At 66.6% G+C, this 25382-nt stretch carries 26 protein-coding genes; 14 read left to right on the top strand and 12 right to left on the bottom strand.

Annotated features, from left to right (window positions below; genetic code table 11):
* Window positions 1-24: 24 nt before the first annotated feature.
* Window positions 25-1395: an FAD-dependent oxidoreductase gene (locus QMG28_RS17540; protein WP_281843622.1), complete on the top strand. Its 1371-nt coding sequence runs from the start codon at window positions 25-27 to the stop codon at window positions 1393-1395.
* Here the strand turns inward: QMG28_RS17540 and QMG28_RS17535 are convergent.
* The 3 genes from QMG28_RS17535 to QMG28_RS17525 form a co-directional block, all read right to left on the bottom strand.
* Window positions 1381-3099 (bottom strand): FAD-dependent oxidoreductase, encoded by a 1719-nt coding sequence (locus QMG28_RS17535; protein ID WP_281843620.1) that lies wholly within the window; start codon window positions 3097-3099, stop codon window positions 1381-1383. The two genes, QMG28_RS17540 and QMG28_RS17535, sit on opposite strands and share 15 nt — an antisense overlap.
* A complete protein-coding gene (locus QMG28_RS17530; RefSeq protein ID WP_281843619.1) occupies window positions 3096-4847 on the bottom strand; it encodes an FAD-dependent oxidoreductase in 1752 nt (583 codons plus the stop codon). Before QMG28_RS17530 ends, QMG28_RS17535 begins: the two co-directional genes overlap by 4 nt.
* 93 nt (window positions 4848-4940) lie before the next feature.
* Window positions 4941-5891 carry an AMP-binding protein gene (locus tag QMG28_RS17525; RefSeq protein WP_281843618.1) on the bottom strand — a complete coding sequence of 317 codons (951 nt, stop codon included), beginning with the start codon at window positions 5889-5891 and terminating at the stop codon, window positions 4941-4943.
* A 72-nt stretch (window positions 5892-5963) separates the two neighbouring features.
* Between QMG28_RS17525 and QMG28_RS17520 the strand changes: the two genes are divergently transcribed.
* Window positions 5964-6701, top strand: a complete 738-nt coding sequence (locus QMG28_RS17520; protein WP_281843617.1) for an SDR family NAD(P)-dependent oxidoreductase — start codon at window positions 5964-5966, stop codon at window positions 6699-6701.
* 58 nt (window positions 6702-6759) lie between these two features.
* Here QMG28_RS17520 and QMG28_RS17515 read toward each other — a convergent pair whose 3' ends face one another.
* Genes QMG28_RS17515 through QMG28_RS17505 form a run of 3 tightly spaced genes read right to left on the bottom strand, consistent with a single transcriptional unit; the run spans window position 6760 to window position 9677 of the window.
* Complete coding sequence (locus tag QMG28_RS17515) at window positions 6760-7626, bottom strand: SDR family oxidoreductase (RefSeq protein WP_281843616.1); 867 nt, start codon at window positions 7624-7626, stop codon at window positions 6760-6762.
* A complete protein-coding gene (locus tag QMG28_RS17510) occupies window positions 7623-8423 on the bottom strand; it encodes an enoyl-CoA hydratase/isomerase family protein (RefSeq protein ID WP_281843615.1) in 801 nt (266 codons plus the stop codon). Before QMG28_RS17510 ends, QMG28_RS17515 begins: the two co-directional genes overlap by 4 nt.
* 6 nt (window positions 8424-8429) lie before the next feature.
* Entirely contained in the window at window positions 8430-9677 is a 1248-nt protein-coding gene (locus QMG28_RS17505) for an aromatic ring-hydroxylating oxygenase subunit alpha (protein ID WP_281843614.1), read from the bottom strand.
* 126 nt (window positions 9678-9803) lie between these two features.
* On the opposite strand from QMG28_RS17505, the gene QMG28_RS17500 reads away from it, so the two are divergent.
* Window positions 9804-10328, top strand: a complete 525-nt coding sequence (locus QMG28_RS17500) for a VOC family protein (RefSeq protein WP_281843613.1) — start codon at window positions 9804-9806, stop codon at window positions 10326-10328.
* Between the two features lie 61 nt (window positions 10329-10389).
* On the top strand, window positions 10390-10707 hold the full coding sequence (locus QMG28_RS17495; RefSeq protein WP_281843612.1) for a 2Fe-2S iron-sulfur cluster-binding protein: 318 nt from the start codon (window positions 10390-10392) through the stop codon (window positions 10705-10707).
* 4 nt (window positions 10708-10711) lie between these two features.
* Here QMG28_RS17495 and QMG28_RS17490 read toward each other — a convergent pair whose 3' ends face one another.
* Entirely contained in the window at window positions 10712-11095 is a 384-nt protein-coding gene (locus QMG28_RS17490) for a nuclear transport factor 2 family protein (RefSeq protein ID WP_281843611.1), read from the bottom strand.
* Window positions 11092-12720 carry a class I adenylate-forming enzyme family protein gene (locus tag QMG28_RS17485; RefSeq protein ID WP_281843610.1) on the bottom strand — a complete coding sequence of 543 codons (1629 nt, stop codon included), beginning with the start codon at window positions 12718-12720 and terminating at the stop codon, window positions 11092-11094. Before QMG28_RS17485 ends, QMG28_RS17490 begins: the two co-directional genes overlap by 4 nt.
* Window positions 12721-13024: 304 nt before the next feature.
* Here QMG28_RS17485 and QMG28_RS17480 point away from each other — a divergent pair, with 304 nt between their 5' ends.
* The 8 genes from QMG28_RS17480 to QMG28_RS17445 all read left to right on the top strand — a co-directional run bounded on the left by QMG28_RS17480 (window position 13025) and on the right by QMG28_RS17445 (window position 21746).
* Window positions 13025-14167, top strand: coding sequence for an ABC transporter substrate-binding protein (locus tag QMG28_RS17480; RefSeq protein ID WP_281843609.1), 1143 nt, complete (start codon window positions 13025-13027; stop codon window positions 14165-14167).
* Between the two features lie 81 nt (window positions 14168-14248).
* On the top strand, window positions 14249-15139 hold the full coding sequence (locus tag QMG28_RS17475; RefSeq protein WP_281843608.1) for a branched-chain amino acid ABC transporter permease: 891 nt from the start codon (window positions 14249-14251) through the stop codon (window positions 15137-15139).
* Window positions 15136-16038 (top strand): branched-chain amino acid ABC transporter permease, encoded by a 903-nt coding sequence (locus QMG28_RS17470; RefSeq protein WP_281843607.1) that lies wholly within the window; start codon window positions 15136-15138, stop codon window positions 16036-16038. Before QMG28_RS17475 ends, QMG28_RS17470 begins: the two co-directional genes overlap by 4 nt.
* On the top strand, window positions 16019-16783 hold the full coding sequence (locus tag QMG28_RS17465) for an ABC transporter ATP-binding protein (RefSeq protein WP_281843606.1): 765 nt from the start codon (window positions 16019-16021) through the stop codon (window positions 16781-16783). The genes QMG28_RS17470 and QMG28_RS17465 overlap by 20 nt, the downstream gene beginning before the upstream one ends.
* A gap of 5 nt (window positions 16784-16788) precedes the next feature.
* Window positions 16789-17490 (top strand): ABC transporter ATP-binding protein, encoded by a 702-nt coding sequence (locus QMG28_RS17460; protein WP_281843605.1) that lies wholly within the window; start codon window positions 16789-16791, stop codon window positions 17488-17490.
* Between the two features lie 3 nt (window positions 17491-17493).
* Window positions 17494-18306 carry a sugar phosphate isomerase/epimerase family protein gene (locus tag QMG28_RS17455; RefSeq protein WP_281843604.1) on the top strand — a complete coding sequence of 271 codons (813 nt, stop codon included), beginning with the start codon at window positions 17494-17496 and terminating at the stop codon, window positions 18304-18306.
* Between the two features lie 78 nt (window positions 18307-18384).
* Window positions 18385-19521, top strand: coding sequence for a thiolase family protein (locus QMG28_RS17450; protein WP_281843603.1), 1137 nt, complete (start codon window positions 18385-18387; stop codon window positions 19519-19521).
* Window positions 19521-21746 (top strand): 3-hydroxyacyl-CoA dehydrogenase/enoyl-CoA hydratase family protein, encoded by a 2226-nt coding sequence (locus tag QMG28_RS17445; protein WP_281843602.1) that lies wholly within the window; start codon window positions 19521-19523, stop codon window positions 21744-21746. Before QMG28_RS17450 ends, QMG28_RS17445 begins: the two co-directional genes overlap by 1 nt.
* Before the next feature lie 21 nt (window positions 21747-21767).
* Here QMG28_RS17445 and QMG28_RS17440 read toward each other — a convergent pair whose 3' ends face one another.
* From QMG28_RS17440 to QMG28_RS17430, 3 genes are read right to left on the bottom strand one after another with little or no spacing between them, the layout of a single operon-like run.
* Window positions 21768-23249, bottom strand: coding sequence for a class I adenylate-forming enzyme family protein (locus tag QMG28_RS17440; RefSeq protein WP_281843601.1), 1482 nt, complete (start codon window positions 23247-23249; stop codon window positions 21768-21770).
* Window positions 23246-23575 (bottom strand): hotdog family protein, encoded by a 330-nt coding sequence (locus QMG28_RS17435; protein WP_281843600.1) that lies wholly within the window; start codon window positions 23573-23575, stop codon window positions 23246-23248. The genes QMG28_RS17440 and QMG28_RS17435 overlap by 4 nt, the downstream gene beginning before the upstream one ends.
* Window positions 23572-23979 (bottom strand): hypothetical protein, encoded by a 408-nt coding sequence (locus QMG28_RS17430; RefSeq protein WP_281843599.1) that lies wholly within the window; start codon window positions 23977-23979, stop codon window positions 23572-23574. Before QMG28_RS17430 ends, QMG28_RS17435 begins: the two co-directional genes overlap by 4 nt.
* Window positions 23980-24089: 110 nt before the next feature.
* On the opposite strand from QMG28_RS17430, the gene QMG28_RS17425 reads away from it, so the two are divergent.
* Both QMG28_RS17425 and QMG28_RS17420 read left to right on the top strand, forming a co-directional pair.
* Window positions 24090-24239: a hypothetical protein gene (locus QMG28_RS17425; protein ID WP_281843598.1), complete on the top strand. Its 150-nt coding sequence runs from the start codon at window positions 24090-24092 to the stop codon at window positions 24237-24239.
* Between the two features lie 164 nt (window positions 24240-24403).
* Window positions 24404-24814: a DUF6603 domain-containing protein gene (locus tag QMG28_RS17420; protein WP_307726360.1), complete on the top strand. Its 411-nt coding sequence runs from the start codon at window positions 24404-24406 to the stop codon at window positions 24812-24814.
* A gap of 8 nt (window positions 24815-24822) precedes the next feature.
* On the opposite strand, the gene QMG28_RS17415 is transcribed toward QMG28_RS17420, so the two are convergent.
* A complete protein-coding gene (locus QMG28_RS17415; protein WP_281843596.1) occupies window positions 24823-25230 on the bottom strand; it encodes a pentapeptide repeat-containing protein in 408 nt (135 codons plus the stop codon).
* Between the last annotated feature and the right edge of the window lie 152 nt (window positions 25231-25382).

The following is a 25382-nucleotide window of genomic DNA, read 5'->3' as shown; positions in this document are numbered from 1 at the left end:
GTCGCCCACGCACAGGAGAACAGCATGGCTGAAACGGATTTTGACGTGATCGTCATCGGCGCCGGGGGCGCTGGGCTTGCCGCCGCCGCCGAGGCCAGCGCGGCCGGCGCACGGGTGCTGTTGCTCGAAGCCGGGGCGCGGGCCGGGGGATCGACCCGGCTGTCGGGCGGGGTGTTCTGGGCGGCGGGCACCAGCCTGCAACGCAAGGCCGGGATCGAGGATAACCCCGACGATCAGTTTCATTACTACATGACCGTAAACCAGTACAAAGTGGACCCGGCTCTGGTGCGGCGCTACTGCGATCTGTCGGCGCCCACCTTCGAATGGCTGGTCGGGCTCGGGGCCGAGTTTCCGCTCGAAAACCTCTACGTCTCCGGGGTGGACAAGATCGCGCGCGGCCATCGCGCGGCGCGTCATGGCGAAGACATTGCCGATGCGCTGGAGGGGGCGCTGGCCGGGCGCAGCGTCGATCTGGCGACGCATACCCGCGTGGAAGATCTGATCGTTGGGGAAGGGGGCGTGCGCGGCGTGCGCGTCGGCGGCGAGCAGGTGACGGCGGGCGCGGTGGTGATCGCCGCCGGCGGCTTTGGCAATAACCGGCGGATGTGGGCCGAGCATTACCCGAGCGCGGCCAAACAGGGGGCGCTGGCCTGGTATATCGGCGCCGATGAATGCCGCGGCGACGGGATAGAGATGGCGCAGCGCGCCGGCGCCGAGATCACCGGGCGCGACCGCGGGCTGTTGCTGATGACCCCCGGTTTTACCCAGGATCTGGAGCCCTACCTGCCGCCCTGGCTGATGCAGGTGACCCATGAGGGGCGCCGCTTCATCGACGAGTCGACCGAATATTCGGTGCTGGCGGAGGTGCTGAGTGGGCAGACGGCGGGCGAATGCTTCGCCATTTTCGACGAGGCGGCCCGCGCCGGGGCCAAAGCCACGCCCGCGCCCAACTGGTCGGCGGAGCGATTGGCGGAGTTTGCCGCTTCGGGCCTGCTCAAACAGGCCGATACGCTCGAAGCGCTCGCCGATATTCTCGGCGTGCGCCCCGGTGCGCTCGTCACCACCGCCGCGCGCTACAGCGCCGATGCCCGGGCCGGGGCCGATACCGCCTTTTTCAAGGAGGCCCGCCACCTGCGCCCGGTCGAAACGCCGCCGTTCTACGGTGCCCGCATCCGTCCGGCGGTGGTTTGCTGGACCGGGATGGGCCTGCGCATCGACGCCGAGGCGCGGGTGCTCGATCTGGCCGACAGGCCGATGCCGGGGCTGTTCGCAGCGGGCGAAACCACGGGCGGCTTCGCTGGCCCCTGCTATGCCGGGGGCGGCGCTTCGGTCGGCAACGCCGTGATCTTCGGGCGCGTCGCCGGCCAGAACGCGGCGCGGCTAGCGCTTGGCTGACATCTCCGCCGCGTGGCGCGCGGCGCGATAGGCAAAGGTCATGCCCGGCCCCAGCGTGCCGCCGCCGCCGGGGTAGCTGCCGCCAAAGGCGTTGGCCATGTCGTTGCCCACCGCGTAGAGGCCGGGGATTGGCCTGTCGGACGTATCGAGCACCTGCGCGTTTTCATCGGTGGCGATGCCCTTGAAATTGCCGATCTCGCCGACGTGGATCTTTACCGCATAATATGGCCCGGTTGTAAGCGGCCCCAGCGCCGGGTTCGGCCTGTGGCTCGGGTCGCCGTGGTAACGGTCATAGGGCGCGCGGCCACGGTGGAACTCGGGGTCTTCGCCGTTGCTTGCATGGGTGTTGAACGCGGCGACGGTTTCGGCCAGCGCCTCGGGGTCGATCCCGGCACGTTTCGCCAGCGCTTCGAGGCTCTCCGCCTTCAGCAGATAGCCGTTGCGCAACAGTTTGCCCTGCGGCATCGGCCAGGGCTTCTGAAAGCCGATCCCCCAACGGCGCACGGCGGGGCCGTCGCCGATGATCCAGCCGTGGGTCGCTCCGCGTTCCGCCATCGCGGCGATCATCTGCTTGCCCAGGTCGTGGTAGCTGGCGCTTTCGTTCGCGCAGCGCCGCCCATCGGGCAGGACGATCAGGAAGCCCGGCTTGTAGCGGTCGACCAGATGTGGCCAGACGCCGGTAAAGCCCTCGACGCCGGGCATTTGCGACACCGGCATCCACGCCCCGGCATTGGCCCCGTTCGACTGGAACCGCGCGCCGATGGCCTCGGCCATATTGGCGCTGTCGCCGGTATTGCCCGGCGGCACGGGCGAGATCAGCGGCAGCCGGTTGACCGGCTCGGGATGCTCCGCCAGCCGGCGGGCCGGGTCGCGGGGATAGCCGCCGGCGGCGAGGATTACCGCTCCGGCGTTCACAATCAGCGGCCCGTCCGGCGTGTCGAGCACCGCGCCGGTAACGGCCTCGCCCTCGCGGATCAGGCTGCGCGCGGGCGAGGAGAGCAGCATCGGAATGCCCAGCTCATGGACCGTGCGCCCGAGCCGGGCGACGAGCGCGCGCCCGGTGGTCAGGCTCTGGCTCTCGCCATGACGCACCATGTCCCAGACATGGCGCAGCATCCGGGCCGCCACGTGGCGGAAGGCGCTGAACGAGCGGGTGGCGCTGAAGAAAAGCTGCACCTCCGCGCCCGACCGCATGGTCATGCCGAGAAACGAGGTTTGCGGCAATTCGCGCTTGAGATCGGCCAGCACCGGGCCGACCTCGCCCGCCGTGATCGGCACGCTGAACAGCGACCGGGTGGCGGCGGCCCCTTCCTGCTCGGAATGGTAGTCGGGAAAGGGCATGGCGGTGAAGCGGACATGGGTCTCGCGTTCGAGAAAGTCGATCATACGCGGCCCGTCATCGAGGAAGGCGGCAAGCTTGGCCGGGTCGAGCCGCTGGCCCGCCTCGATCTCAAGATAGCGCTGGGCCTGTTCGCGGCTGTCGGCCTCGCCGGTTTTGGCGCCCAGTTCGGCTGAATGGTGCGTGCCGGGCACCCAGAGCGCACCGCCTGAGGTGGCGGTGGTGCCGCCGAACACGGCATCTTTCTCGGCGATCAGCACCGAAAGCCCGGCCTTCTTCGCGGTGATCGCGGCGGTGAGCCCGGCACCCCCGGTGCCGATCACCAGAACGTCGCATTGGCGCAGGGAGGGATTCATCTCGGTCATTCCGCTGCCAGCCTTTCGGTTTCGCCCGTTACGCCCGGCAGGCTGCGCCCGGCGGTTTCGGCAAGGTGCTTGGCCGCCCGCCAGCCAAAGACCATGCCCGGCCCGATCGTCGCCCCGGCGCCGGGATAGGCGCCGCCGAACACATTGGCCTGGTCGTTGCCCACGGCATAGAGGCCCGCAATGGGCCGGTCGGCGGCGTCCAGCACGCGGGCATGCAGATCGGTGGCGAGGCCCTTGTAGGAGGTGATTTCGCCCGGATAGATCCGCACCGCGTAGAACGGCCCGCGTTCCAGCGGCCCCAGCGCCGGGTTGGGGTGATTTTCCTCGTCGCCGTGGTGACGGTCATACTTCGAGGCCCCGCGATGGTAATCCTCGTCCACCCCACTGCGCGCGAAACTGTTGAACCGCTTCACGCTCGCGCTCAGCTCGGCGGCGTCGATGCCACAGATCCGGGCGAGATCGTCCAGCGTCTGCCCGCGCTTGAGGTAGCCGTTGCGCAGGTATGTGCCATGCGGGATCGGGAAGGGGCGCACAAAGCCGATGCCCCAGCGCTTCACCGCCCGGTGATCGGCGATGAGCCAGGCCACGTCGGTGCCGCGTTCCTCGAAGGCGCGCAGCATTTCGGGAATGAGATCGCGGTAGGAGCAGCTTTCATTGGCAAAGCGCCGCCCGTCCGGGGTGACCATCATGAAGCCGGGCTTGGTCCGGTCGACGAGATGCGGCCAGACCCCGGTGAAATCGCTCGCGCCGGGCAGTTGCGAGGTGGGCATCCAGGCGGCGGCGGTGGCGAGGTTGCCGTTGAACCGCCCGCCCGCGGCCTCGGCCATGCGCGCGCTGTCGCCGGTATTGCCCATCGGCACGGGCAGGACCGGCTCCATCGTCGCGGTGACGCCGGGGTGATGCTCGCGGCGGCGCTCGCGGTCGCGCGGGTAGCCGCCGGCGGCCAGCACGACGCCGTGGCGCACATGCACGTTTACCGGCCCGTCGGGCGTGTCGAGCCGTGCGCCGACCACGCGGCCATCCTCGACGATCAGCTCGCGCGCCGGGCTTTCGAGCCAGATTGGCACGTTGCCGTCCGCCAGCGAGCGCGCGAGGCGGGCGATCAGCGCCCGGCCACGCACGATCGACTGGCTGGAGCCGTGCAGCGCCACATCGCGGAAATGCCGGATCATGCGCTTGGCGACAAAGCCCATCGCGGTGATCGAGCGGCCGGCCTTCATGAAATTCTTCATCTCCAGCGACGAGCCGAGCGCGAGGCCCATGAACAGCGTCTGCGGCAACTCGCCCTTCAGCGTCGCCATCATGTCGCCCATCTTGCCGGCATCGTATTCCAGCGTGCCGAGCGACCGGATCCGCGACGCGCCCTCTTCCTCGGAATGGTAATCGGGAAAGTCCATCGCGTGGAACCTGACCTCGGTTTCCCGCTCCATGAAATCGACCATTGCCGGACCGGAGGCGAGATAGGCCTCGATCCGGTCGCGGTCGAGGTATTGGCCGGCCTCGATCTCCAGGTAACGGCGGGCATTCGCGATGCTGTCCTCTACCCCGATCTCGGCGCCCAGCTTCTGTGCGTGGCGGTTCATCGGAACCCATATCACGCCGCCTGACGTCGCGGTGGTGCCGCCGAACACCGTGTCTTTCTCGGCCACCAGCACCTCAAGCCCCGCTTTCATCGCGGTGACGGCGGCGGTCAGCCCCGCGCCGCCCGAGCCGATCACAAGCACATCAACGCTGCGATCCGTCCGCATCGCAATCTCCTCCCTCTCATCGGTGAGTCCGGCAAAGTGTATCAGGAGTGCTATGAAAAAATATATGACAAAGTGATATTGTGCATACGAATATCAGGCGGCACCGAGCAAGGCCTCTTCCTCGGTGCGCGAGAGCACGAGGCGGCCTTCACTGTCGAGAAAACCGAGGATGCCGGTGCGCAGGAAGCGCGCTGGCTCGAACGGGGCGATGCCGTTGGCATAGCCCGCCATCACCCCCGGCCCGCGCAGCCAGACTTCGCCGGTTTCGTAAAGCAGCATGTCCATCCCGGTGCGCGGATCGACGATCATCACTTCCATGCCATGCAGTGGCCGGCCCATCGTCGCCGCGACGGTGGCGGCGGGGTCGCGCGGGTCGGAGCACAGCGGCAGGCCGCCGGCCTGGGCCAGAGCCAGCCCGTTCACCACGGTCAGATCGGGCCGGCTGCGCTGCAATTCGGCAAGGGTGTCGCGCCCGGCGCGCAGGTGAATGAGCCGCAGCGCCGCGCTGGTGCAGGGGGTGCCGCCGTTGAGCTGCCAGGCGATGGTGGCGCCCTCCGGATCAAGAGAAACAGGGCATCCGGCGTAGAGCGCGGCGGCAAGGATGAGCCAGCTTGCAGGCTCGGTCAGCGCACCGTCGAGCCAGATCCGGTCGTTGGGGGCGAGGTGGTAGCGCCGCGCCAGCGCCCGGCCCATCGCAGCGAGGCCCGTCTCGGCATAGCGCACCAGCTCTTCACCGCCGGCGAGGTGCAGGGGCAGGATCAATTCGCCCGGTCTGGCCCGTTTGGTCGGCTGCGCCGGGGCGAGGAGGGCCGCCGCCGAGCCGAGCGCAGCGAGCGCATGGGGCAGGGTGGTGGCAAGCTCGTCCCCCGGCACCGCAACGACGGGGCCTGAAACCTTATGCGCGCGGATTGCGGCATCGAGGTCCGCCCAGCTCAAAGGCCCAAGCGCGGGCGCATTGCCCTGTATCGTGGCCCAATGGGCGGCAAACCCGGCCAGTGTGTCGGCTTCGGGGCGCGGAAGAGCAGTGTCGGGCGGATGTTGCACGTCGATTTATCCTTCCCTTGGGTTCATTTTGTGTTCAGAATAATATTGTAAGGTATACAACAGGAGGTGGCAATGCCGCTTGCATTCATCACGGGGGGCGGGGTCGGTCTTGGCGCCGAAACGGCGCGGCTGGCGCAGGCGCAGGGCTGGGAGGTCGCGCTGTTCGATCTGTCGCGCGCGCGTGCCGAACCGGTTCTCGCAGAGCTGCCGGCGGCGCGGTTTTTCGAAGGCGACGTGACCCGGGAAGAGACGGTGACCGCCGCGCTCGATGCGCTGGGGGCGGTGCCCGATCTGCTGGTCAATAACGCCGGCATCGTCACTTTCAAGCCACTGCTCGAAACCTCCACCGAAGACTTCGCCAAGGTGATCGCGGTCAACCTCACCGGCGCGTTCACCGTGGCACGGCTGGTGGCCGAACGGATGATCGCGCGTGGCTCGGGCAGCATCGTCAATATCACCTCGACGGGCGGGATCGCCACCAGCCCCGGCACCCATGCCTATGCCGGGGCCAAGCGCGGGCTGGCGGCGATGACGGAGCTGATGGCGCAGGAATGGGGGCCGCTCGGCCTGCGGATCAACGCCGTAGCGCCGGGTATGATCCATGGCGGCATGTCGACGACTGTTTATGACGACAATGCCGTGGTGGAGCGCCGCCGCATGGGCGTGCCCAGCCGCCGGCTCGGAACGGAGCACGACATTGCCGAAGCGGTCATGTGGCTCGCCTCGGATGCCGCGTCTTACGTGAATGGCCATGAGCTGGTGGTGGATGGCGGCGTGACCAAGGCCACGATGTCGATGATCCCGCGCTGATCCAAAGTCGCGGTCCCGGCGGGCCTGTGCCGCGCCGGGGCCAACCAAGCCTTCCCGCTTAATATACCTGGAAGTGCTCGGGCACGCCTGCGGGCCAGACCGTGCCCCACATCCGCATGCCGCCGTCGATGGTCAGCACCTCGCCGGTGATGAAATTGCCGGAGGGCGCGGAGAGGTAGACGACACCTTCCGCCACGTCCCAGGCATTGCCCATGCGCCGCATCGGGTTGACGTTGTTGAAGCGCTTCGTCGCTTCCGGCGGATAGAGGCTCAGCCCTTCCGTGGCGATGGCGCCCGGCGCGACGCAATTGACCCGGATGCCGAGCGGCGCCCATTCGGTGGCCACGGTGCGCGACATGTAGATCACGCCCGCCCGCGCGGCGCAGGTATGGGCGGCTTGCGGCATCCCGCGTTCGACATGGGCGACGTTCGACAGCACATGTCCGCCTTCGCCTCGGTCGCGCCAGCGCTGCGCGGCGCCCTGCATCATCCACCAGGTGCCGTTGAGGTTGAGGTCGATGACCGAGTTCCAGCCCTTGCGCGAAAAGTCGATGGCGTTTTGCGGAAACTGCCCGCCAGCATTGTTGACGAGCGTATCCAGCCCGCCGAATTCCTCGAAGGTGTCGTCGAGCAGCGCATCGACCTGATCGACATCGCGGATCGACATGGCGCGCCAGGAAATATCGGCGCCCACCAGCTCTTTCACCTCGCGCTGGGTCTGGACGAGCTTTTCTTCCGTCCGCCCGCAGATCATCACCCGCGCGCCGAGCCGGGCGAGCAGGAACACCATCGCCTTGCCCATGCCCTGGCTGCCGCCGGAGACGAGAAACCGCTGCCCGGCCAGAAGATCGGGGGCAAAGACGGTGGGCAGAGTGGCCAGTTCCTGCGGGGTGAGGCCCCATTTCGTCGGCGTGGTGTCGGTCATTCGGGTGTTTCCTTCCTGAAATCCGCGGCGCGGTGCTCGGCATAGGCCGCGATCCCCTCGCGGCTGTCCTCCGAACGCATCAGCCGGTCGGCATCGGCATGGCCGCGCGCGATGGCATCGGCCAGCGGCTCGTGCATCGCGTGATTGAACAGCTCCTTGCCGAAGGCAATGGCCTTCCACGAATTGTCGAGCATGAGGTTGGCGAAGGCGAGCGTTTCGTCGATCAGCCGGTCCTGCGGCACCACGCGGTTGACCACGCCAATCTCGTGCAGCCGTTCGGCGGTCAGGAGCGTGCCAAGGCACATGATCTCCATGCCGGTCTGGCGCGGCAATTGCTGGGCGAGGCGCTGCACCCCGCCGGTGAAGGCGACCATGCCGCGTTTGACCTCGGGCAGCCCGAACAGCGCGCCCTCGACGGCGATGAGCATGTCGCAGGCCAGCGAAATCTCGAAGCCGCCCGCCACCGCCGCGCCGTTGATCGCGCCGATTACCGGCTTGGCGATGACCCGCTCGGTCACGCCGCAAAAGCCCGCACCGGGCACAAGGCCGTGACCCGCGCCACGCTCGGAGGCTTCCTTGAGGTCCATCCCGGCGCAAAAGGCGCGGCCGCCCGCGCCGGTCAGCACGATGGCGCCGATCTGCGGGTCGGCCTCGGCCTCGCGCAGATAGCGGTCGACCAGGTAGGAGCCGGCGGCGTCCATGGCGTTCGACGCATGCGGGCGGTTCAGGGTGATAACCTGCACCGCCCCATGCCGCTCGGTCAGAACCGGCGGGTGTTCGGCTGTGTCACCGGGCATGGCGGTTCAGGTTTCGGCGGGTTCGGCGGCATCCGCCGGGGCAGGGGTGGTCACCCACTCGCCCAGCCGCTCGGGCACACGCAGGGCCTCGGGGATGTCGGCCGCGCCGATACGCCGGTCGAGTTCCTCGTGCCAGTGGTAGATGCGCCGCTCCTGGTAGTTCAGCGGGAAGCCCCGCAGCCCCTTGCTTTCGACCGATTTCTGGATCTTGTCGGCGAATTGCAGGTCTTCGTCGAGGATGGCGAGGAAGTTCTTAAGCCGCGTATCCCAGATCTCCGGGCGCGGGCCGTCGCCCCAGGAGGGGGCGAACCAATGCACTTCGACCACCATTGTGTCGATCGTTTCGGGCCAGAAGCACAGCACCGGAATGCCGGCGGTGGCAATCGGCGAGACGAGGTTGGGATAGGCGAGCACGGAATAATTGGTATTGGCAAACCACGGGTCCATGCCCTCCACCTCGGGCAGCCCCTTGATGCCCGGATCGGTCCAGCCTTCGCGCTTATAGGGCGTCACCATGCGGCTGTGCCCGCCCGGCCAGAGGGTGATGGCGCTGCCCCGGTGGTCAAGGAAGCGGTCCACCGTGTTCTGGTGGATCGACTTCAGGTGATAGACCTCGAAGAAGGCATCGAGCAGGATCTTGACGTTGCAATCCACCTTGATCGCTGTCTTGTCCACCAGCCGCAGCGTATCGGGGCGGCATTCGTCCAGATTGTCGGCCACGGGCCCGAGATAGTCGCGCAGGCTCACCGCGTCGTCGTCGAGGTTGACGAAATAGAGGTTGCCGATGTTCTCGCAGCGCACTTCGATCAGCGAGCGGCAGCTCAGGTCGAGATTGACGAAGTCGCGTCGGTCGCGCAGGTTGATGAGCTCGCCACGGGTATTGTAGGTCCAGCCATGATACTTGCAGGTCACGCCGCGCGATTTGCCCGAGGGTTCGGTGACCACCGGCGCGCCGCGATGGCGGCAGGTGTTGTAGAAGCAGCGCACGGTGCCGTCTTCGCCACGGATGAAGAACAGCGGCTCGCCCAGGCGGGTCCATTGCACATAGGAGCCAACCTCGGGCACTTCGTCGGCATGGATCGCGTAGACCCAGGATTTGTGCCACATCCGGTCGCGCTCCAGCTCGTTGAATGCCGGGTCGACATAGCGGTCGCCGGGAATGTCGGGCAGCTGCGGAAATCCTTCGGGCGGGCCGCCCCGCTTGGACTCATAGGCCTGCTGATCGAGGATCTGCTGAACTTCGGTCGGATTCATGGTCTTGGCTCCTCCATGCGGCACAGAATCAGGGAGTGTTCGCGCTTGGTGCCGGGTTCCTTGTATTTTACCCGGCCATCTCGTATATGCAAACCATAAGTTCTGTATTATTGGTTCGGAGAAAAGATGGCCGGCTTTGGCAAGATCATGCAGCTTGGATATGTGGTTGTCGATGTCGACGCCGCCATCGACCATTGGGCAGGGGTGCTCGGGGTCGGCCCGTTCTTCGTGTCGCGCCGGGTGCCCTATGCCGAGGTGAGCTATCGCGGCCAGCCCTGTGACGCAGAGATTGCGGTGGCGCTGGCCAGCCACCGGGGAATGCAGATCGAAATCATTCAGCAGGTTGCGGGCGGTCGGTCGATGTTTACCGATTTCATCGACCGCGCCGGGGGCGGGCTGCATCACGTCTGCGCGCTGACCGACGATCTCGAGGCCGATCTCGCAAGCTGGAAAATGCGTGGCGTTGATGTGCTGATGGGCGGAACCACGACCGCCGGCATTCCCTTCGCCTATCTCGATACCGATCCCGACGATTGCGGGCGCGTGCTGGAGCTTGTGCAGCCAACGCCCGGACTTGCCCGGTTCTTCGCAAAGATCGACGCGGCGGCCGAGGCGTGGGACGGGCGAGAGGCGCGGGTCGATCTCGGCTAATTGTATATGTTGACGATGGATTGTGGATACAATAACGTCAGCAAAAAGCCGGGAGACCCATATGCCGATCATCCATGCCACCGACCGCGACGGGACCGAAAAGGTGATCGAGGCCGAAACCGGCCTGTCGATGATGCTGAACCTGCGCGACAATGGCGGGCTCGACATCGCGTCGATCTGCGGCGGCAGTTGCTCCTGCGCCACCTGTCATGTCTACGTGGATGAAGACTGGCTGGGCAAGCTCGATCCGCAATCGCCGGATGAATTCGAGCTCGTCGAATTCACCGAACATTACCGGGAAAATTCGCGCCTGTCCTGCCAGATCGAGATGACCGATGCGCTGGACGGTATCCGCGTAACGCTGGCGCCCGAGGAATAGGGCGCTACAGCGGGCGCAGCGTGTAGCGGCTGACCAGCCCGTCCGACAGTTCGAACCATACCATGAACGGCTTGCGCATGCCGCCCGGCCCTTCGACATAGCCCAGGAAGGCGCCGCGACCGTCTTCGAAGACCATATCTTCGATCCGATGGGTGATCCGCGCCTGCGCGAGTTCCGCCACGCGCGCCGACAGCAGGTCATACACCGCCTGTCGCCCCCGGCACCCCGAGGCTTCGCCCCGCTCGAAGCCGTGATGCGCCCAGACCTGGGCGTGGCTCCAGTCCACATCAGGGTGCAGCGCCGAGGTGGCGCGCGCCATGTCGCCGGCGTCGATCCCATCGTAATAGGTGGCCTGGATCAGTCGGATGGCCTCTGCGCGTGTTGTCATGCCTCAAGCATTTCCTTGAGCCTGAATTTCTGGATTTTGGTCGACGACATCGGCCATTCGGTGACAAAGCGCACATCGCGCGGCACCTTGAAGCTGGCGATCTTGCCGTGGCAATAGCCGATGATGTCGTCGCTGGTGGCGTCGGTGCCGGGCTTCAGCTCGACGAAGGCCACCGGCACTTCCTGCAGCCGGGTGTCGGCGCGGCCGACCACCTGGCACAGCTTCACCGCCTCGTGGCTGCAAATCAGCGTTTCGATTTCCTGCGCGGCAACGTTTTCACCGCCCACCTTGAGCATGTCCTTGAGCCGGCCGTGAAACATCAGCGTGCCTTCGGCGTCCATCGCCCCGAGATCGCCGGTATGGAACCAGCCATCGCGCTTTGCCTCGGCGGTCTTTGCGTCGTCCTTGTAATAGGCGGTGAAGATCGAAAAGCCGCGCACGCAGATCTCGCCGATTTCGTCCGTGTCGCAGGCCGTGCCATCGGGCCGGCAGATACGCACCTCAAGCCCGTCGAAGGGCTTGCCGAGCCGCCCGGTGCGGCTTTCGTAGCTGTCGGTGGGGAAGCTGGTGGTGACCGTGCCCGAGGTTTCGGTCATGCCATAGGTGCCCACCTGGATGATGCCGGGGATCTTCTCCTGGATCGTGCGTGCAAAGCTGGGCGGCTGCATCGCCATGTTGGAATTCATGATCCGGATCGAGCTCAGATCGCGCTGTTCGAAGTCGGGGTGATAGATCATGTCGGAGATGAAAGTGCCGAAGCTGGGATAGGCGACGGTGGCGCGGTCGCGCTCGATCATCTCCATCGCCGTGCCGGCCTCGAAATACTGCATCGAAAGGTATGTCGCCCCCACCGAATAAGCGGCGCAGAGCGGGAACATCGCCCCGATGTGATACATCGGCAGCGGCGACCAGAACACGTCGTTTTCGGTCATCTCGTAGCGCCTGGCCATGGCCTGGCCGGTGCGCACCAGCGCCTCATGGCTGATCAGGCAGCCCTTCGGGTCTGCCGTGGTGCCCGAGGTGTAAAGGATCAGCCCGGTATCCGACACGCGCACGCGGGCGCGCAGGCGGGCGATCTCGGCGGCGGGCACGGTTTCGGCCGCGGCGGCAAAGGTCTCGGCTGAGGTGAAGCCGGGCGCGTGGTCGTCGCTGACCAGCACGATGCGCTTCAGCCGTGGCGCGCGGGCGAGCGCGAGGCTGGCGTTTTCGGGCAGCTCCGCCAGTTCGGGAAAGCTCTCGGTCAGCCGGTCGACGAAGTTCAGCCCTTCGGCGACCTTGCCGCTGGTGACGATCGCCACGAGATCGGCGTTTTCGGTGATATAGGTCAGCTCGCGGGAACGGAACCGTGCGTTGATCGGCACCGAGACCGCCCCGAGTAGCGCGATGCCGAAAAACGCCTCGACCGTTTCCACCGACGAGGGCAACAGCATGCCGACATGATCGCCGGCCCCGACGCCCATCGCGGTCAATCCCCGGGCGACGCGGATCGCGCCGTCGCGCAGCTCGGCGAAGCTCAGCCGGCGCTCGGGGAAGACGAGCGCATCCTTGTCGGGATAGGCCGCGGCCGCATGCATGAGCAGATCGCCAATAGTGGTGACTGCGGTGTACTCCTGAAATGCGAGCATCTCGCCTCCCTTGGGTCGGTGTCGGTCTGTGTGCTTTTCTGTGAATATGGAAAACAACTTTACCGTATACAAGAAAAATCCGCGCCGGTTGCGTTCATGTGAATGTGTATGAATATAAAATCAATAAAAAACAGTAACTTGAGGTGGTATTGTATCGGTTTTGATCTCACCTGAAGCGGTGAAATCAATTGTTGTGTATATTTTGGGGCCGGTTTACCATACATCGAGAACGGAAGGCGCCTGGCCGTGTGGGCCTTCCGTCATGGATGAACGTCATTCAAGCGGCACCAACCGGGAGGAAAACATGAAATTTCTTAAGCTTAGCATGTCGGCCACTGCCTTTGCGGCGGCTATGGCCGCGTCTACCTCGGCGATGGCTGAGGAATACAAGATGGTGATTCTGCAGTCGCTGACCGGCGGCGCGGCCTTCATCGGCAAGAACGTGGCCGACGGCGCGGCGATGGCGGCGGACGAGCTGAACGCAAACGGCTTCTTCGGCGAGGGCAACAGCCTCGTCTACGAAGTTGCCGACGATGCAACTGACCGCACCCAGACGCTCTCGCTCATCACCCGTCTGGCGGCGGATGAGGATGTGCTGATCGTGATGGGGCCGACTTCGGGCTCGGTGGCGCTCGCGGGCGCCAATGTGGCGAACGAGCGGGAATTTCCGGTGATTACCACGACGAACTCGATGGAAGTCATCGAAAACGGCCCGTGGTCCTTCATCCTCACCCAGCCGGCGGATGTGACCATCCCCTACATTGCCGATTTCACCGCCCAGACGCTCGGTGCGAAGAACTGCGCGATCATCGGCGTGAAGGACAACGAGGCCTATGTGGCGCTGCAGCGCAAATATGAAGACCTGATCCAGGCTCAGGGCGTGAACCTCGCCTCGGTCGATGGCGTGGCGCTGGCCGACAGCGACTTCTCGGCGCTGGCCACCAAGATCGCCACCTCCGAACAGGATTGCGTCTTCATCGGCACGCCGGCGGCGCAAGGCGCCAACCTGGTGATCCAGCTTCGTCAGGCGGGGCTCGACCCGTCGATCCCGATCCTCGGCCATAACGCCTTCGCCTCGCCGACCTTCATCGAAAAGGGCGGCGCGGCGGTTGAAAACGTCTACCTCATGGGCGCCTGGGTGCCGGGCGGTTACGACGACTTCTCGAGCGCCTTCTCGACCAATTTCGAGGCCAAGACCGGCATTCCCGCCGACGAATGGCACGCCGTGGGCTATTCCGGCATGCAGGTGATCGCCAATGCGATCAAGGATGCCGTTGCCGCCGGCGCGGTCACCCGCGAAGGTGTGCGCGATGCTCTCGGCACCCAGACCGATATCCCGGTTGTCATGGGTGAGGGCACCTATAGCTACGACGAGCATCGCGTGCCGCATTTCGGCATGAAAGTGTTGCAGGTGAAAGACGGTGCCTTCGCTGTCGTCGGCGAGTAACCACAATATCCGGCGGGCCCTTCCGGGGGCTCGCCGGGCAGCGGGAACCGGGGTGTCACGCCCCGCCAACAGGGTGGCTTCATGCTTTCACAGCAAATCCTGAACGGACTGGTGACCGGATCGGTCTACGCGCTTTTTTCATTGGGCTTCACGCTGATCTTCGGCGTTCAGAAACTGCTCAACTTCGCTCATGGCGCGACCTTCATGGCCGGCGCCTTCATCGCCTATTATTGCACGATCAGCGGGCTGCCCTTCCTGCTGGCCATCGGGTTCTCGATGGTCGCCACGGGGGTGATCGCGATCCTGGTCGATCTGATTGCCTTCCGGTCGCTGCGCAAGCGCGGCAATGCCGAGTTTCCGGCGCTTGTGAGTTCGATCGGGGTTGATCTGATCCTGGTCTCGATCGCGCAGCAGGTCTCGAAAACGCAGGTGCTCAACTTTCCCTTCGGCACCTTCCCGGTGAAGTTCTACACCTTCATGGGGCTGCGGATCTCGCTTCTGCAACTCGTCATTCTCGCGACGGTCGCCGTTCTCGTGGCGCTGCTGATCTTCTACCTCAAGAAGACGACCTTCGGCCGCCAGGTGCGCGCCGTCGCCACCAATGAGCGCGCCGCGGCGCTGCTTGGGGTCAATGCGCAGAGCGTCTATCTGCAGACCTTCTTCATCGCCGGTGCGCTGGCGGGCCTTGCGGGCGTTCTGATCGGGCTTCTGTTCAACTCGATGCAGTTCCTGATGGGCGAGCCCTATATGCTGCGCGCCTTCGTCGTGGTGGTGATCGGCGGCCTCGGCAGCGTGCCGGGGGCCATCGTGGCCTCGCTCATGCTGGGGGTCATGCAATCGCTCACCGTCGCCTATCTGCCCTCGGGGCTCACCGATGCGATCATCTTCGCACTGCTGTTCGTTGTGCTGCTGATCCGGCCGAACGGGCTGTTCGGCGATGCCAATGCCGTGGCCGGGGGAACGCGCCAATGATCCAGTTCTATTACGCCTACCAGCCGATCATCGACTTCTTCCTGCTGTCGGTCGGCTTCGGCTATTCGCAGCAGATCGCCCTGCGCGCCGGCGTGTTCTCCATCGCCACCGCCGGCTTCGCGGCGATCGGCGCCTATACCGTCGCCATCCTGGTGACCAAGTCGGGCTTTCCCATCGCCGCGTCGGTGGTGCTGGGCATGGTCATCGCCGGGGTCGGGGGGCTGTTGCTCTCGCTGCCGCTGGCGCGCCTGCGCGGGGCCTTTCAGGCCATCGCCACGCTCGCCTTCGTGCAGATCGTGATCTCGCTTTTGCTCTACGCCGAGGATTTCACCGGCGGGGCGCTCGGCGTCACCGGCATTCCGCGGGTGATGAATACCGGCATCCTGCTCGTGATCGTCGCCGTGGTCATGTATGTGATGTGGTCCATCGGCCGCACCGGGCTTGGCCGCATCTTCGATGCGCTGCGCCAGGAAGAGAGCGTGGCCGCCTCGCTCGGGGTGAATATCGGGCGCTATCACGCACTGGCCTTCATCCTGTCGGGCGCCGTCGGCGGGCTCTTTGGCGGGCTGCAATCGCTCTATGTGTTCCAGATCGAGCCGCACAATTTCGGCTTCGCCTTCATGGTGAACGTGCTGACCGTGGTCATCCTCGGCGGGCGCACCACGCTGCTTGGCCCGATCATGGGCGCGGCGATCATGGCGATCCTGCCCGAACTGGCCCGTCCGCTGGCCGAATACCGTCCGGCGGTGAACGGGGTGATCCTGATCCTCGTCATCACCTTCCTGCCGAACGGGGTGGGCGACGAGATCGTGTTCTGGTTCCGCCGCCGCCGGCACGCTGCTGCCGCCGCCAACCGTGCCCAAGCCAAGGAGGCGAAAGATGCCGTCACTTCATCTTGAGGGGGTCTCCAAGCATTTCGGCGGCCTCAAGGCCGTCGATGACATCACGATGGTCGTGCCGCCGGGCGAGATCACCGGCCTCATCGGCCCGAACGGGGCGGGCAAATCCACCGTGGTCAACATGATCTCGGGCGTGCTGTCGCTCACCCATGGCGATATCCGCCTCGACGGCACCTCGATCGCCACCGACCGCTCCGACATCGTCGCGCGCCGGGGCGTGAGCCGCACCTTCCAGAATATCCGGCTGCTGCCGGAGGCGACGGTGCTGGAAAATGTGCTGATCGGCTTTCACCGGCGCGAACATGCGGGCGTGGTCGCCAACCTGCTCGGCTTGCCCGCGGCGCTGCGCGAAGACCGCGCCTTCCGCGAGCGCGCCCATTCGCTTCTGGACCGGTTCGGGCTGGACGAATACGCCGATACCGAGGCGGGCAACCTTGCCTATGGCCACCAACGCCGGGTCGAGATGGCCCGCGCCATCGCCAGCGAGCCCGATATCGTTCTGCTCGACGAGCCGGTGGCGGGGATGAATGATGTGGAAAGCGACGAGCTTGCCACCATCTTCCGCGAACTTGCCAACAGCGGCATGGGCCTTCTGCTGATCGAGCACAATGTGGGCTTCGTCACGCGCCTGTGCAAACAGGTCTACGTGCTCGATTCCGGCCGCATGATCGCCTCGGGCGACCCGCACGAGGTCACCCGCGACCCGAAAGTGGTCGCCGCCTATATCGGGACATCGAAACATTGACCAACATGCTGAACGTCAAGGATCTTCACGTCTCCTATAAGGGGATCAAGGCGCTGCGCGGCGTGTCGCTGCATGTCGAGGAGGGCGAGATGGTCGCGCTTATCGGCTCAAACGGCGCGGGCAAATCCACCCTGCTTAACGCGCTGTCGAACGCGGTGCGGCGCAAGGCGGGCGAGATCGTGTTCGGCGGGCGCGAAACCCGTGGACTCAACCCGCATGCGGTGGCCCGTCAGGGGCTCCTGCATGTGCCCGAAGGCCGTCAGATCCTCGCCGATATGAGCGTTTACGAAAACCTGCTCGTCGGCCAGATCGCCCTTGGCCGCCGCACCACCCGCTACACGCTCGACCATGTCTATGAGTTGTTTCCGGTACTGGAAGAGCGGCGCGACCAGATCGCCGGCACCTTGTCGGGCGGCCAGCAACAGATGCTGGCCATCGGCCGTGCCCTGATGGGCGGGCCGGAGCTTCTGCTGCTCGACGAGCCGTCGCTCGGCCTGTCGCCGCTGATCACCGATCAGGTGTTCGACGCGCTGACCAGGCTCAACGAGGAAGGGCTGACGGTGCTTCTCGTCGAGCAGAACGCGCTGCGCGCGCTGGAGGCGACGAGCCGCGCCTATGTGCTCGACCGGGGCCTGATCACCCACGAGGGCCCCTCGGCCGAGCTGGCCGGCGATCAGACCATCATCGAGAGCTATCTGGGAGCCTGAGCGATGGAGCGCGCGCTCACCCTGCATCAGCTCTGCCTGCGCGACGTGGCACCGGCCGAGCTGCCGGGCATCGCCGCGGCGGTCGGGTTGGCCTCGGTCTCGGTCTTCGTCATGCCGCCCTCGCCGAAGCTCGACATCTTTCCCCGGATCGAGCCGGGGCAGGGGCTGCGCGACTTTACCGCCGCTTGCCGCACGCATGCGGTCGGGGTGCATAATATCGAGGTCTTCTCGGTCGAACCCGATACGGATATTGCCGATTTCAACGCGGCGCTCGACATGGGCGCCGAGATCGGCGCGCGCCGCCTCACCGCGCTGGTGCAGGATCCCGATATGGCCCGCGCCCGCGACAGGATGAGCGCGCTTGCCGAGGCGGCGGCTGCGCGGGGCATTGCCGTGTCGGTCGAGTTCATGAAGTTCTCCGAGCTGCGCAGCATCGGTGCGGGCGAACGCTTCATCGCGGAGGCCGGGCACCCGAACCTGACCTTGCTGGTCGACCCGCTGCACCTGTTGCGCACCGGCGGCAGCGTGGCCGATCTCGCCGCGACGGACCGGCGCGCAATCGGTGCGGCGCAGATCTGCGACGGGCCTTTGCGCGCACCCGCCAATCCCTTCGGCGAGGCGGTCGAAAACCGGGGCATCCCCGGCGAGGGCGAGTTCCCGCTGCCCGAGTTTCTCGCGGCCCTTCCCGCCGGGTGCCCCGTCGATATCGAAGTGCCGCTGAAGCGCTTTGCCGATGCGGGCATCTCGCCGCTTGACCGCGCGAAGCGGCTGGTTGCCGCCACCCGCGCCCTGCTTCCCGAACCTGCCGGCGCCTGACCGGCGCACCGACCACATCAAGGGCGGCCTGCGCCCGGATAAATTGCATACATATAACCAATGCACGGAATACAAGATATGAGCACAGACGTCTATATCGCGGCCTATACCCGCACGCCCTTCACCTTTGCCCGCAAGGGCGCGCTCGCGGGCGTGCGGCCCGATCACCTCGGCGCCACGGCGATCCGCGGGCTTCTGGACCGCACCGGCGTGCCGGGCCACGAGATCGAAGACGTGGTCTGGGGCTGTGCCTTTCCCGAGGGTGAGCAGGGCCTCAATATCGGCCGCGTCACCGGGCTGCTCGCCGGGCTGCCCGACACGGTGCCGGGCGCGACGGTCAACCGCTGGTGCGGCTCGTCGATCCAGGCGATCCAGATGGCCGCCGGGATGCTGGCGATGGGCGCGGGCGACACCTTCATCGCCGGTGGCGCCGAGAGCATGACGCGGGTGCCGATGATGGGCTTCAACATCGCGCCGCCGCCGGAATGGTCGTCGGAGCTGGTGAGCGATTTCATCAATGTCGGCCTCACCGCCGAACGTGTGGCGCGCGATTACGGCGTCGACCGCGAGACGCAGGAGGAATTCGCGCTCGCCAGCCAGAAAAAGGCCCTTGCCGCTCAGGCCGATGGCCGCCTCGCCGCCGAGATCACGCCGGTGGACACCGCCGCCGGGACGGTCGATCAGGACGGCTGCCCGCGCGATACATCGCTCGAAAAGCTGGCCACGCTCCAGCCGGCCTTCCTCGAAGGCGGCTCGGTGACCGCCGGCACCTCCTCGCCGATGACCGATGGCGCAACGGCGCTGCTGATCTGTTCCGAAGCGGCGCTGAAACGCTACAACCTCACCCCGCTTGCGCGGATCGCGGGCTTCGGCGTGTCGGGCTGCGCGCCGGGGATCATGGGCATGGGGCCGGTGGAAAGCAGCCGCAAGGCGCTGGCCCGGGCGGGTCTGAAGATGAGCGACATCGACATCGTCGAGATGAACGAAGCCTTCGCCAGCCAGGCCGAAGCCTGCCGCCGCGAGCTGGACATCGACCCGGCGACGCTCAATGTCGATGGCGGCGCGATCGCGCTCGGCCACCCGCTTGGCGGGACCGGCGGGCGGCTCGTCGGCAAAACCGCCTCGCTGCTGCAGCGCGAGGGTGGTAAATACGGCCTCGCCACCCAGTGCATCGGCGGTGGCATGGGCATCGCCATGATTCTGGAGGCAGCATGATGGGCAAGGCGGCATTCGGGGCGCTCGACGCCGGGGTACAGCGCGCCGCCGTGATCGGCGCGGGCTCGATGGGCGGCGGCATTGCCGCGCAATTCGCCAATGCCGGCATCCCGGTCGATCTGATCGACATTCCCGGCGAGGCCAGCCGCAACGGCCCCGCTGAGGCCGGGATCGCGCGCCAGCTCAAGACCGGCGGCTTCATGTCGCCTGAGGCAGCGGCGCTGGTGCGGGCGGGCAATACCGAGGATCACCTGGGCCGGGTCGCCGAGGCCGATTGGATCGTCGAGGCGATCATCGAGGATATCGGCGCCAAGCGCGATCTCTACGCCCGGCTTGAAGCGCTGCGAAAGGACGGCTCGACCGTCTCGTCCAATACCTCGACGATCCTGCGCGCCGCGCTGGTCGAGGGGCTGGGCGCGCGGTTCGACCGGGATTTCGTGATCTCGCATTTCTTCAACCCCCCGCGCCACATGCAGCTTCTGGAAATCGTCTCCGGCCCGGCATCGGACCCGGAGAGCGTGGCACGCGCCCACAGCGCCGGGCGGCAGGTGCTGGGCAAGACCGTGGTCGATTGCCGCGATACGCCGGGCTTCATCGCCAACCGGATCGGCTGCTACTGGATCGCGATGGCGGTGCTGGAGGCCGAGCGGCAGGGCCTCACGGTGGAAGAGGCCGATGCGGTGATCTCCGCCTTCGGCGTGCCGGCCACCGGCGTTTTCGGCCTGCTCGATCTGATCGGGATCGACCTGATCCCGCTGGTCTGGGGCCGGCTTGCCGAAACTCTGCCGGATGCGGACGGGCTGCAAGCCTACGATCTCGCCGCCAGCGCGCTGTCGCAGCAGATGAACGCGGCGGGGCGGCTGGGGCGCAAGTCCGGCGCGGGCTTCTACCGCAAGGCCGGGGATGGCAGCCGTGAGGCGCTCGATCTGGCGAGCCAAACCTATCGTCCGCTCGACCGGCAGGGCAAGCCGGGCGATCTGCGCGCACTGATCGAGGCAGGCGGCAGGCTTGGCGACTACGCCTGGACGGTGCTCGCGCGCCTCGTCACCTATACCGCGAGCGTCGCGGATGAAATCGCCCATGATCTGCCCTCGATCGACACCGCCGTGGCGCTTGGCTACGGCTGGCGCGAGGGGCCGTTCCGCCAGGCCGACCGGGTCGGGGCCGAGTTCATCGCCACACGGCTGGCGGAGGCGGGCGAGCCGGTGCCGGAGCTGCTGGCGAAGGCCGCGCGCGACGGCGGCTTCTATCCCAAAGGACAGGGCGGTAGCGCCTCCGCCGCGCCGGTGCTGGCCGAGAACGCGGCGGCGGTGCTGGAAGATGCGGGCGACGGGCTCGGCGTATTCCGCATCAAAACCAAGATGGGCGTGTTCTCGCCCGAAGTGTTCGACGTGCTGGAACATGCCATCGGACTCGCGGGCGGCAAATTGTCGGCGCTCGTTCTTGCGCCCGGCAACCCAAGGGCCTTTTCCGCCGGGGCCGACCTTGCCAGTTTTCTTGAACTCGCCGAAGACCCGGCGGCGCTCGACCATTTCCTGTCGCGCGGGCAGGCCGCCTTTGCCGCGCTGCGCACCGCGCCGATGCCGGTGGTGGCGGCGGTGCGTGGCCTCGCGCTCGGGGGCGGCTGCGAGGTGACGCTGCATGCCGACCGTGTCGTCGCCCATGCCGAGGCGCGCTTTGGCCTGCCCGAAACCCGGCTGGGCATCCTGCCGGGCTGGGGCGGGACGACGCGGATGTATCACCGCCTGTCTGACCCGGCCACCGGCGCCGTTGGCCCTGCCGCGGTGGCGGCGCGCACCGTTGATCTGCTGCTGCCCGGCCCGATGACCGGCTCGGCGGCGGAGGCGCGCGCGGCTCACCTGCTGCGCGCCGAAGACGAGATCGTGATGCATGGCGACGACGTGGAAGGCGTGGCGACCGGCCTCGCCCGTGCGATGGCCACGGATTACACGCCGCCGGTCGAGGAGCTTCTGGCGGTGGCTGGCCCCGCGGGCATGGCCGGGGCGTTGAGTGCCACCCGCGCGCATCACGCCGCGGGGCGGGTTGACGGGCGCGTTCTGACGATTGCCGAGGATCTGGCCCAGGTCGTCACCGGCGGGGCGGCGGGCGATCCGTCGCGCCCGATCCTCGAAGGCGAGATGCGCGATCTTGAGCGTGCGGCAGTGCTGCGCATGGCCGCCCGCGACGAGACCCGCGCCGCCATGCGCGCGACGCTCAAACAGTAAAAGCCGCGTCGGGGCGGTGGCTCAGACCATCGCCTCGACATCCTCGCGGATGATCTTGCCGCTCACCGAGCGGGGCAGATCCTCCATGCCGACGAAGAGCACGCCTTTGGGCCGCTTGTAGCCCGCAAGCCCGGCCCGGCACAGATTCATCACCTCGTCCTCGCTCAGCGCCGCGTCCTGACGGACGATGACGGCAATCGGCACCTCGCCCCAGTGCGGATCGGGCTTTTTCACCACGATGGCATCGGCCACGCGCGGATCGGCGAGCAGCACCCGCTCGATCTCGGCGGGGTAGATGTTTTCGCCGCCCGACTTGATGAGGTATTTTGACCGCCCGGCAAATTCGTAACCCCGCGCGGTGAGGCGAAACATGTCGCCCATGTGAAACCAGCCGCCGGCAAAGTCTTTCGCGTTCACCTCCGGGTTGGCCCAGTAGCCCGAAAACAGCGTCGGCCCGCGCATCCAGGCCTCGCCCGCCGCGCCATTGGCCACGTCCTGCCCGTCCGCACCGACGAGCCGCAATTCGGTGAGGATCGACAGCCGCTTGGCAAGGCTGTCGCGCGCATGGCCCGGTGCGATCAGATCGCCCGAGAGCGGCGGCATCCCGGTTTCGGTCGCGCCGAAGGAGTTGAGATAGGGCGCATCGAGCAGGGTGGTGATCTCGTCCACCACCGCAAGCGGCACCAGATCGGCCATACAGCCCACGGCGCGCACGCCCTTGATCGCTGGCCGCCGCTCCTTCAGCCGGTCAATCAGCGGCTCGATCGTGGCGGGCACCAGCATCAGCCAGCCGATCGGGTGCGCCTCCAGCGCGTCGATGATCGCGTCGGCGTCGAACCCGTCGACGATCACCCCCGGCCCACCGGACATCAGGGTCGACACCAGGTGTTCCGTCCCGCCGATATGAAACATCGGCGCCCAGGAGACGTAGCCGTCGCCGGGCCGGATGTTGAGATCGAGGCGCAGCGCGCTCATCCGCGCGATCTGCGCCCGGTGCGAAATCACCGCCGCCTTGGGCCGCCCGGTGGTGCCCGAGGTGTAGATGATGAACAGCCCGTCTTCCGGCTCGGCGGCGCAATGCGTCTCACCCGCGCCCGCCAGCCCGTCGAGCGGCGCTACCGGCACGCCGTCGGCCAGTTCGGCGGCGAGGTCGATGAACCGCTCCGACGCGGCGATCAGCGCAGGCTCGACCAGCCCGACGCAATAGGCCAGTTCGGCCGGGGCGAGCCGCCAGTTCTGGCAGGCGGTGATCAGCCCCAGCTTGGCGGCAGCGAGTTGCAGGATCGTATATTCCCCCCGGTTCTCCGAGATCACCGCGATCCGCGCGCCGCGTTCCAGCCCGCGTGCGGCAAGGCCCGCCGCCACGGCATCGACCCGTTCGAGCAGGGCGCCGTAGCTGAGCTGCATCCGGGCATCGGCGATGGCAGGGGCATCGGGCGTGACCCGCGCGCGCATGGCGATGAGCGGGTAGACGGTGGTTTGCGCGGCGCCGAAGGGGGTCATGGCTTCTCCTTGAAGATCGCGGCCACGAGCACATCCTCGCCGCGCAGCAGGCGGGCCCGGGTCGTGTCGCCGTCCGGCTCCGCCTCGGCGGTCAGGTTGTCCGCCTCGAACACATTGCCGGTGAAACGGGCATCGACCTCGGCCAGATCTTCGCCGACCAGCGTCATGAGATAGGCGAGGTTGGCCGGCCCCGGATTGACCCGGCGCGGGCCGAAGCCGGCGGCCTCGGCGGCGTCGCGGCTCAGGTGGATGGCGTTGTCGTCGTTGAGCAACGCGCACCATTCGGCCATGTCCGGCCCGGAAATATCCTCGAAAAGCCGCGTCATGCCTCGCCCGCCGGGTAGACGATATGCAGCCGGGCGCGGCTGTAGGGGCGTTCGTCCCGGAGGCGGATCGACAGGTGCAGGTGATCCGCCGCGCCGAAGACCCGGCTGGGCTTGCGCTGCAAATCGTCGATCTCGGCCCGCACGTCATAGCTGCGGTCGACGAGGAGCGGCGCGTCATAGCTCAGGCGGCAGCGGGCCAGCACCGGCCCCCGCTCGAAGGCAAGGCCGAGCGCCGCCGACAGATCGGCGATCTTCAGCCCCAGCCCGCCGAGCGCGGCGACGAAGGCGAAGATCGGATGCGCCCGCTCCCCCGCCCGGTCCGGGGCACGGGCCATGTGGCGCACCCGGTCGTCCATCGCGGCGGTCAGCAGGTAGCGCCCATCGGGAATCAGAAATTTGCTCATGGGTATTATTGTATACGCAAGATATGCTTGCGGATACAATTCTTTAACGTTGATCGCCGCCCAACCTGGCTCCGGTGCGATCTGCCCGCCGCACGCGAAAACGCTTTCGTTTGTCCACGACGTTGCCGGTTCAGGCCCCGGCGGGCAGCCTGACGCGCATTGAAAAGGTGGTGGTGTGTGACACGTTCGGCGACAGCAACGAGATCGCCTCGCTGCGGGTGAAAGACGGCGGCAAGGGCCGCTGGCGCTTGTCGAGCTGACCGGATATCTGGTGCCGGCGGTGACTATCTGTTCCACGACGACGCGGCCAGGGAACATGCCGGGGTGGGCGATGTCGGCGTCCACCCGTTCCGGGTGACCGCCTTCGGCCTGCTGCTGATCGAATTGCCCGACGAACCCTCGTGCCGGTGCAGAATTCCCAGACCTGCCGGAGATCTCCCTTCTCGCCCGGATGTTGATGGCGATTCCGTCCGAGGCGGAGGTGCTTGTCGAGATCAATATCGATAGTCTCGGGGTGCTCGAATTCGAAGGCCCCGGATTTTTGCTCGATAGCACGATCCGCGATAGCCACGTGCTCCATCTGTTTGAGTTGAGTGGGGATATTGCTCTGCGCATGGCGCTTGGCGAGGCTCCGATCATGCTCGTCTCGAAGTGCGGTTTCCATCCCGATTTCCGGCCGCCGCCCGGCGTCCCGGCGCTGGCGCGGCTGAAGGCGATGCTGCCGCTCGACGATTGCGCCGAGGTGACCCTGGCAACCTGTTTCGCCGTCAGCCGAACAGTTTCCAGACCGTTGCGCCGCTCGATATGGTGCTGGAGAAATTCGGCACCTGCCTGATGGCCGGGTCAGCAATTGTCGTCGTTTACGCTGCCATCCGGCATGGTGGTTTTGCAAAAGATCGCGCCGGTGAATTTGGCATCGGTGACATCGGCGCCGTTCAGATCGGCGCTGCGCAGATTGGCCCAAGACATCTCCGCCCCCTGCAGGTTGGCCCCGCGCAGCGCGGTGCCCTGCAGGTTCGCGCCGTAAAGATTGGCGCCGGACAGATCTGCCCCGTTCAGCACGGCGTTCACCAGATTGTCGGCCCCGGCCAGCTCGGCTTCATAGACGTTGGCCCAGCGCAGATCGGCGCCGCTCAGGTCGCAGGATTCGCAGGTCTTGGTCTCGCGCAGCCGGTCGAGCGCCGCCTCGTCCCAGGCATGAGAGCCGGTCGGAACCAGGGCCAGGGTCAGGATCGCCATCGCTCGTTTCACGGGGGTGCCTCCTCTCGGTGTCGCATTCTCGGACAAGCCTGAGTGTGGCCGGTGCGGGCCATGTTTGGCAACAGCCGATATCTGCCACGCCCGCGCCCGGCAGAGGTGCGCGCCTCTTGGTCGGCGGCAGGTTTCGCGATAGGCTCGGGCGA

Origin of the sequence: Sinisalibacter aestuarii, assembly GCF_027923545.1 — a bacterium.
In the GTDB taxonomy this organism is placed as follows: Bacteria; Pseudomonadota; Alphaproteobacteria; order Rhodobacterales; family Rhodobacteraceae; genus Sinisalibacter; species Sinisalibacter aestuarii.
The sequence above is the reverse complement of the archived record's forward strand: the minus strand, read 5'-3'. Positions and strand labels throughout refer to the sequence as shown.

Excerpts from the sequence above, each read along its gene's own strand:
- QMG28_RS17470 (WP_281843607.1), top strand. The coding sequence starts at position 15,136 with ATGATCCAGTTCTATTACGCCTACCAGCCGATCATCGACTTCTTCCTG.
- QMG28_RS17540 (WP_281843622.1), top strand. The coding sequence starts at position 25 with ATGGCTGAAACGGATTTTGACGTGATCGTCATCGGCGCCGGGGGCGCT.
- QMG28_RS17535 (WP_281843620.1), bottom strand. The coding sequence starts at position 3,099 with ATGACCGAGATGAATCCCTCCCTGCGCCAATGCGACGTTCTGGTGATC.
- QMG28_RS17530 (WP_281843619.1), bottom strand. The coding sequence starts at position 4,847 with ATGCGGACGGATCGCAGCGTTGATGTGCTTGTGATCGGCTCGGGCGGC.
- QMG28_RS17485 (WP_281843610.1), bottom strand. The coding sequence starts at position 12,720 with ATGCTCGCATTTCAGGAGTACACCGCAGTCACCACTATTGGCGATCTG.
- QMG28_RS17450 (WP_281843603.1), top strand. The coding sequence starts at position 18,385 with ATGAGCACAGACGTCTATATCGCGGCCTATACCCGCACGCCCTTCACC.
- QMG28_RS17500 (WP_281843613.1), top strand. The coding sequence starts at position 9,804 with ATGGCCGGCTTTGGCAAGATCATGCAGCTTGGATATGTGGTTGTCGAT.
- QMG28_RS17475 (WP_281843608.1), top strand. The coding sequence starts at position 14,249 with ATGCTTTCACAGCAAATCCTGAACGGACTGGTGACCGGATCGGTCTAC.
- QMG28_RS17445 (WP_281843602.1), top strand. The coding sequence starts at position 19,521 with ATGGGCAAGGCGGCATTCGGGGCGCTCGACGCCGGGGTACAGCGCGCC.
- QMG28_RS17515 (WP_281843616.1), bottom strand. The coding sequence starts at position 7,626 with ATGACCGACACCACGCCGACGAAATGGGGCCTCACCCCGCAGGAACTG.
- QMG28_RS17520 (WP_281843617.1), top strand. The coding sequence starts at position 5,964 with ATGCCGCTTGCATTCATCACGGGGGGCGGGGTCGGTCTTGGCGCCGAA.
- QMG28_RS17455 (WP_281843604.1), top strand. The coding sequence starts at position 17,494 with ATGGAGCGCGCGCTCACCCTGCATCAGCTCTGCCTGCGCGACGTGGCA.
- QMG28_RS17440 (WP_281843601.1), bottom strand. The coding sequence starts at position 23,249 with ATGACCCCCTTCGGCGCCGCGCAAACCACCGTCTACCCGCTCATCGCC.
- QMG28_RS17430 (WP_281843599.1), bottom strand. The coding sequence starts at position 23,979 with ATGAGCAAATTTCTGATTCCCGATGGGCGCTACCTGCTGACCGCCGCG.
- QMG28_RS17480 (WP_281843609.1), top strand. The coding sequence starts at position 13,025 with ATGAAATTTCTTAAGCTTAGCATGTCGGCCACTGCCTTTGCGGCGGCT.
- QMG28_RS17435 (WP_281843600.1), bottom strand. The coding sequence starts at position 23,575 with ATGACGCGGCTTTTCGAGGATATTTCCGGGCCGGACATGGCCGAATGG.
- QMG28_RS17505 (WP_281843614.1), bottom strand. The coding sequence starts at position 9,677 with ATGAATCCGACCGAAGTTCAGCAGATCCTCGATCAGCAGGCCTATGAG.
- QMG28_RS17460 (WP_281843605.1), top strand. The coding sequence starts at position 16,789 with ATGCTGAACGTCAAGGATCTTCACGTCTCCTATAAGGGGATCAAGGCG.
- QMG28_RS17465 (WP_281843606.1), top strand. The coding sequence starts at position 16,019 with ATGCCGTCACTTCATCTTGAGGGGGTCTCCAAGCATTTCGGCGGCCTC.
- QMG28_RS17510 (WP_281843615.1), bottom strand. The coding sequence starts at position 8,423 with ATGCCCGGTGACACAGCCGAACACCCGCCGGTTCTGACCGAGCGGCAT.
- QMG28_RS17495 (WP_281843612.1), top strand. The coding sequence starts at position 10,390 with ATGCCGATCATCCATGCCACCGACCGCGACGGGACCGAAAAGGTGATC.
- QMG28_RS17490 (WP_281843611.1), bottom strand. The coding sequence starts at position 11,095 with ATGACAACACGCGCAGAGGCCATCCGACTGATCCAGGCCACCTATTAC.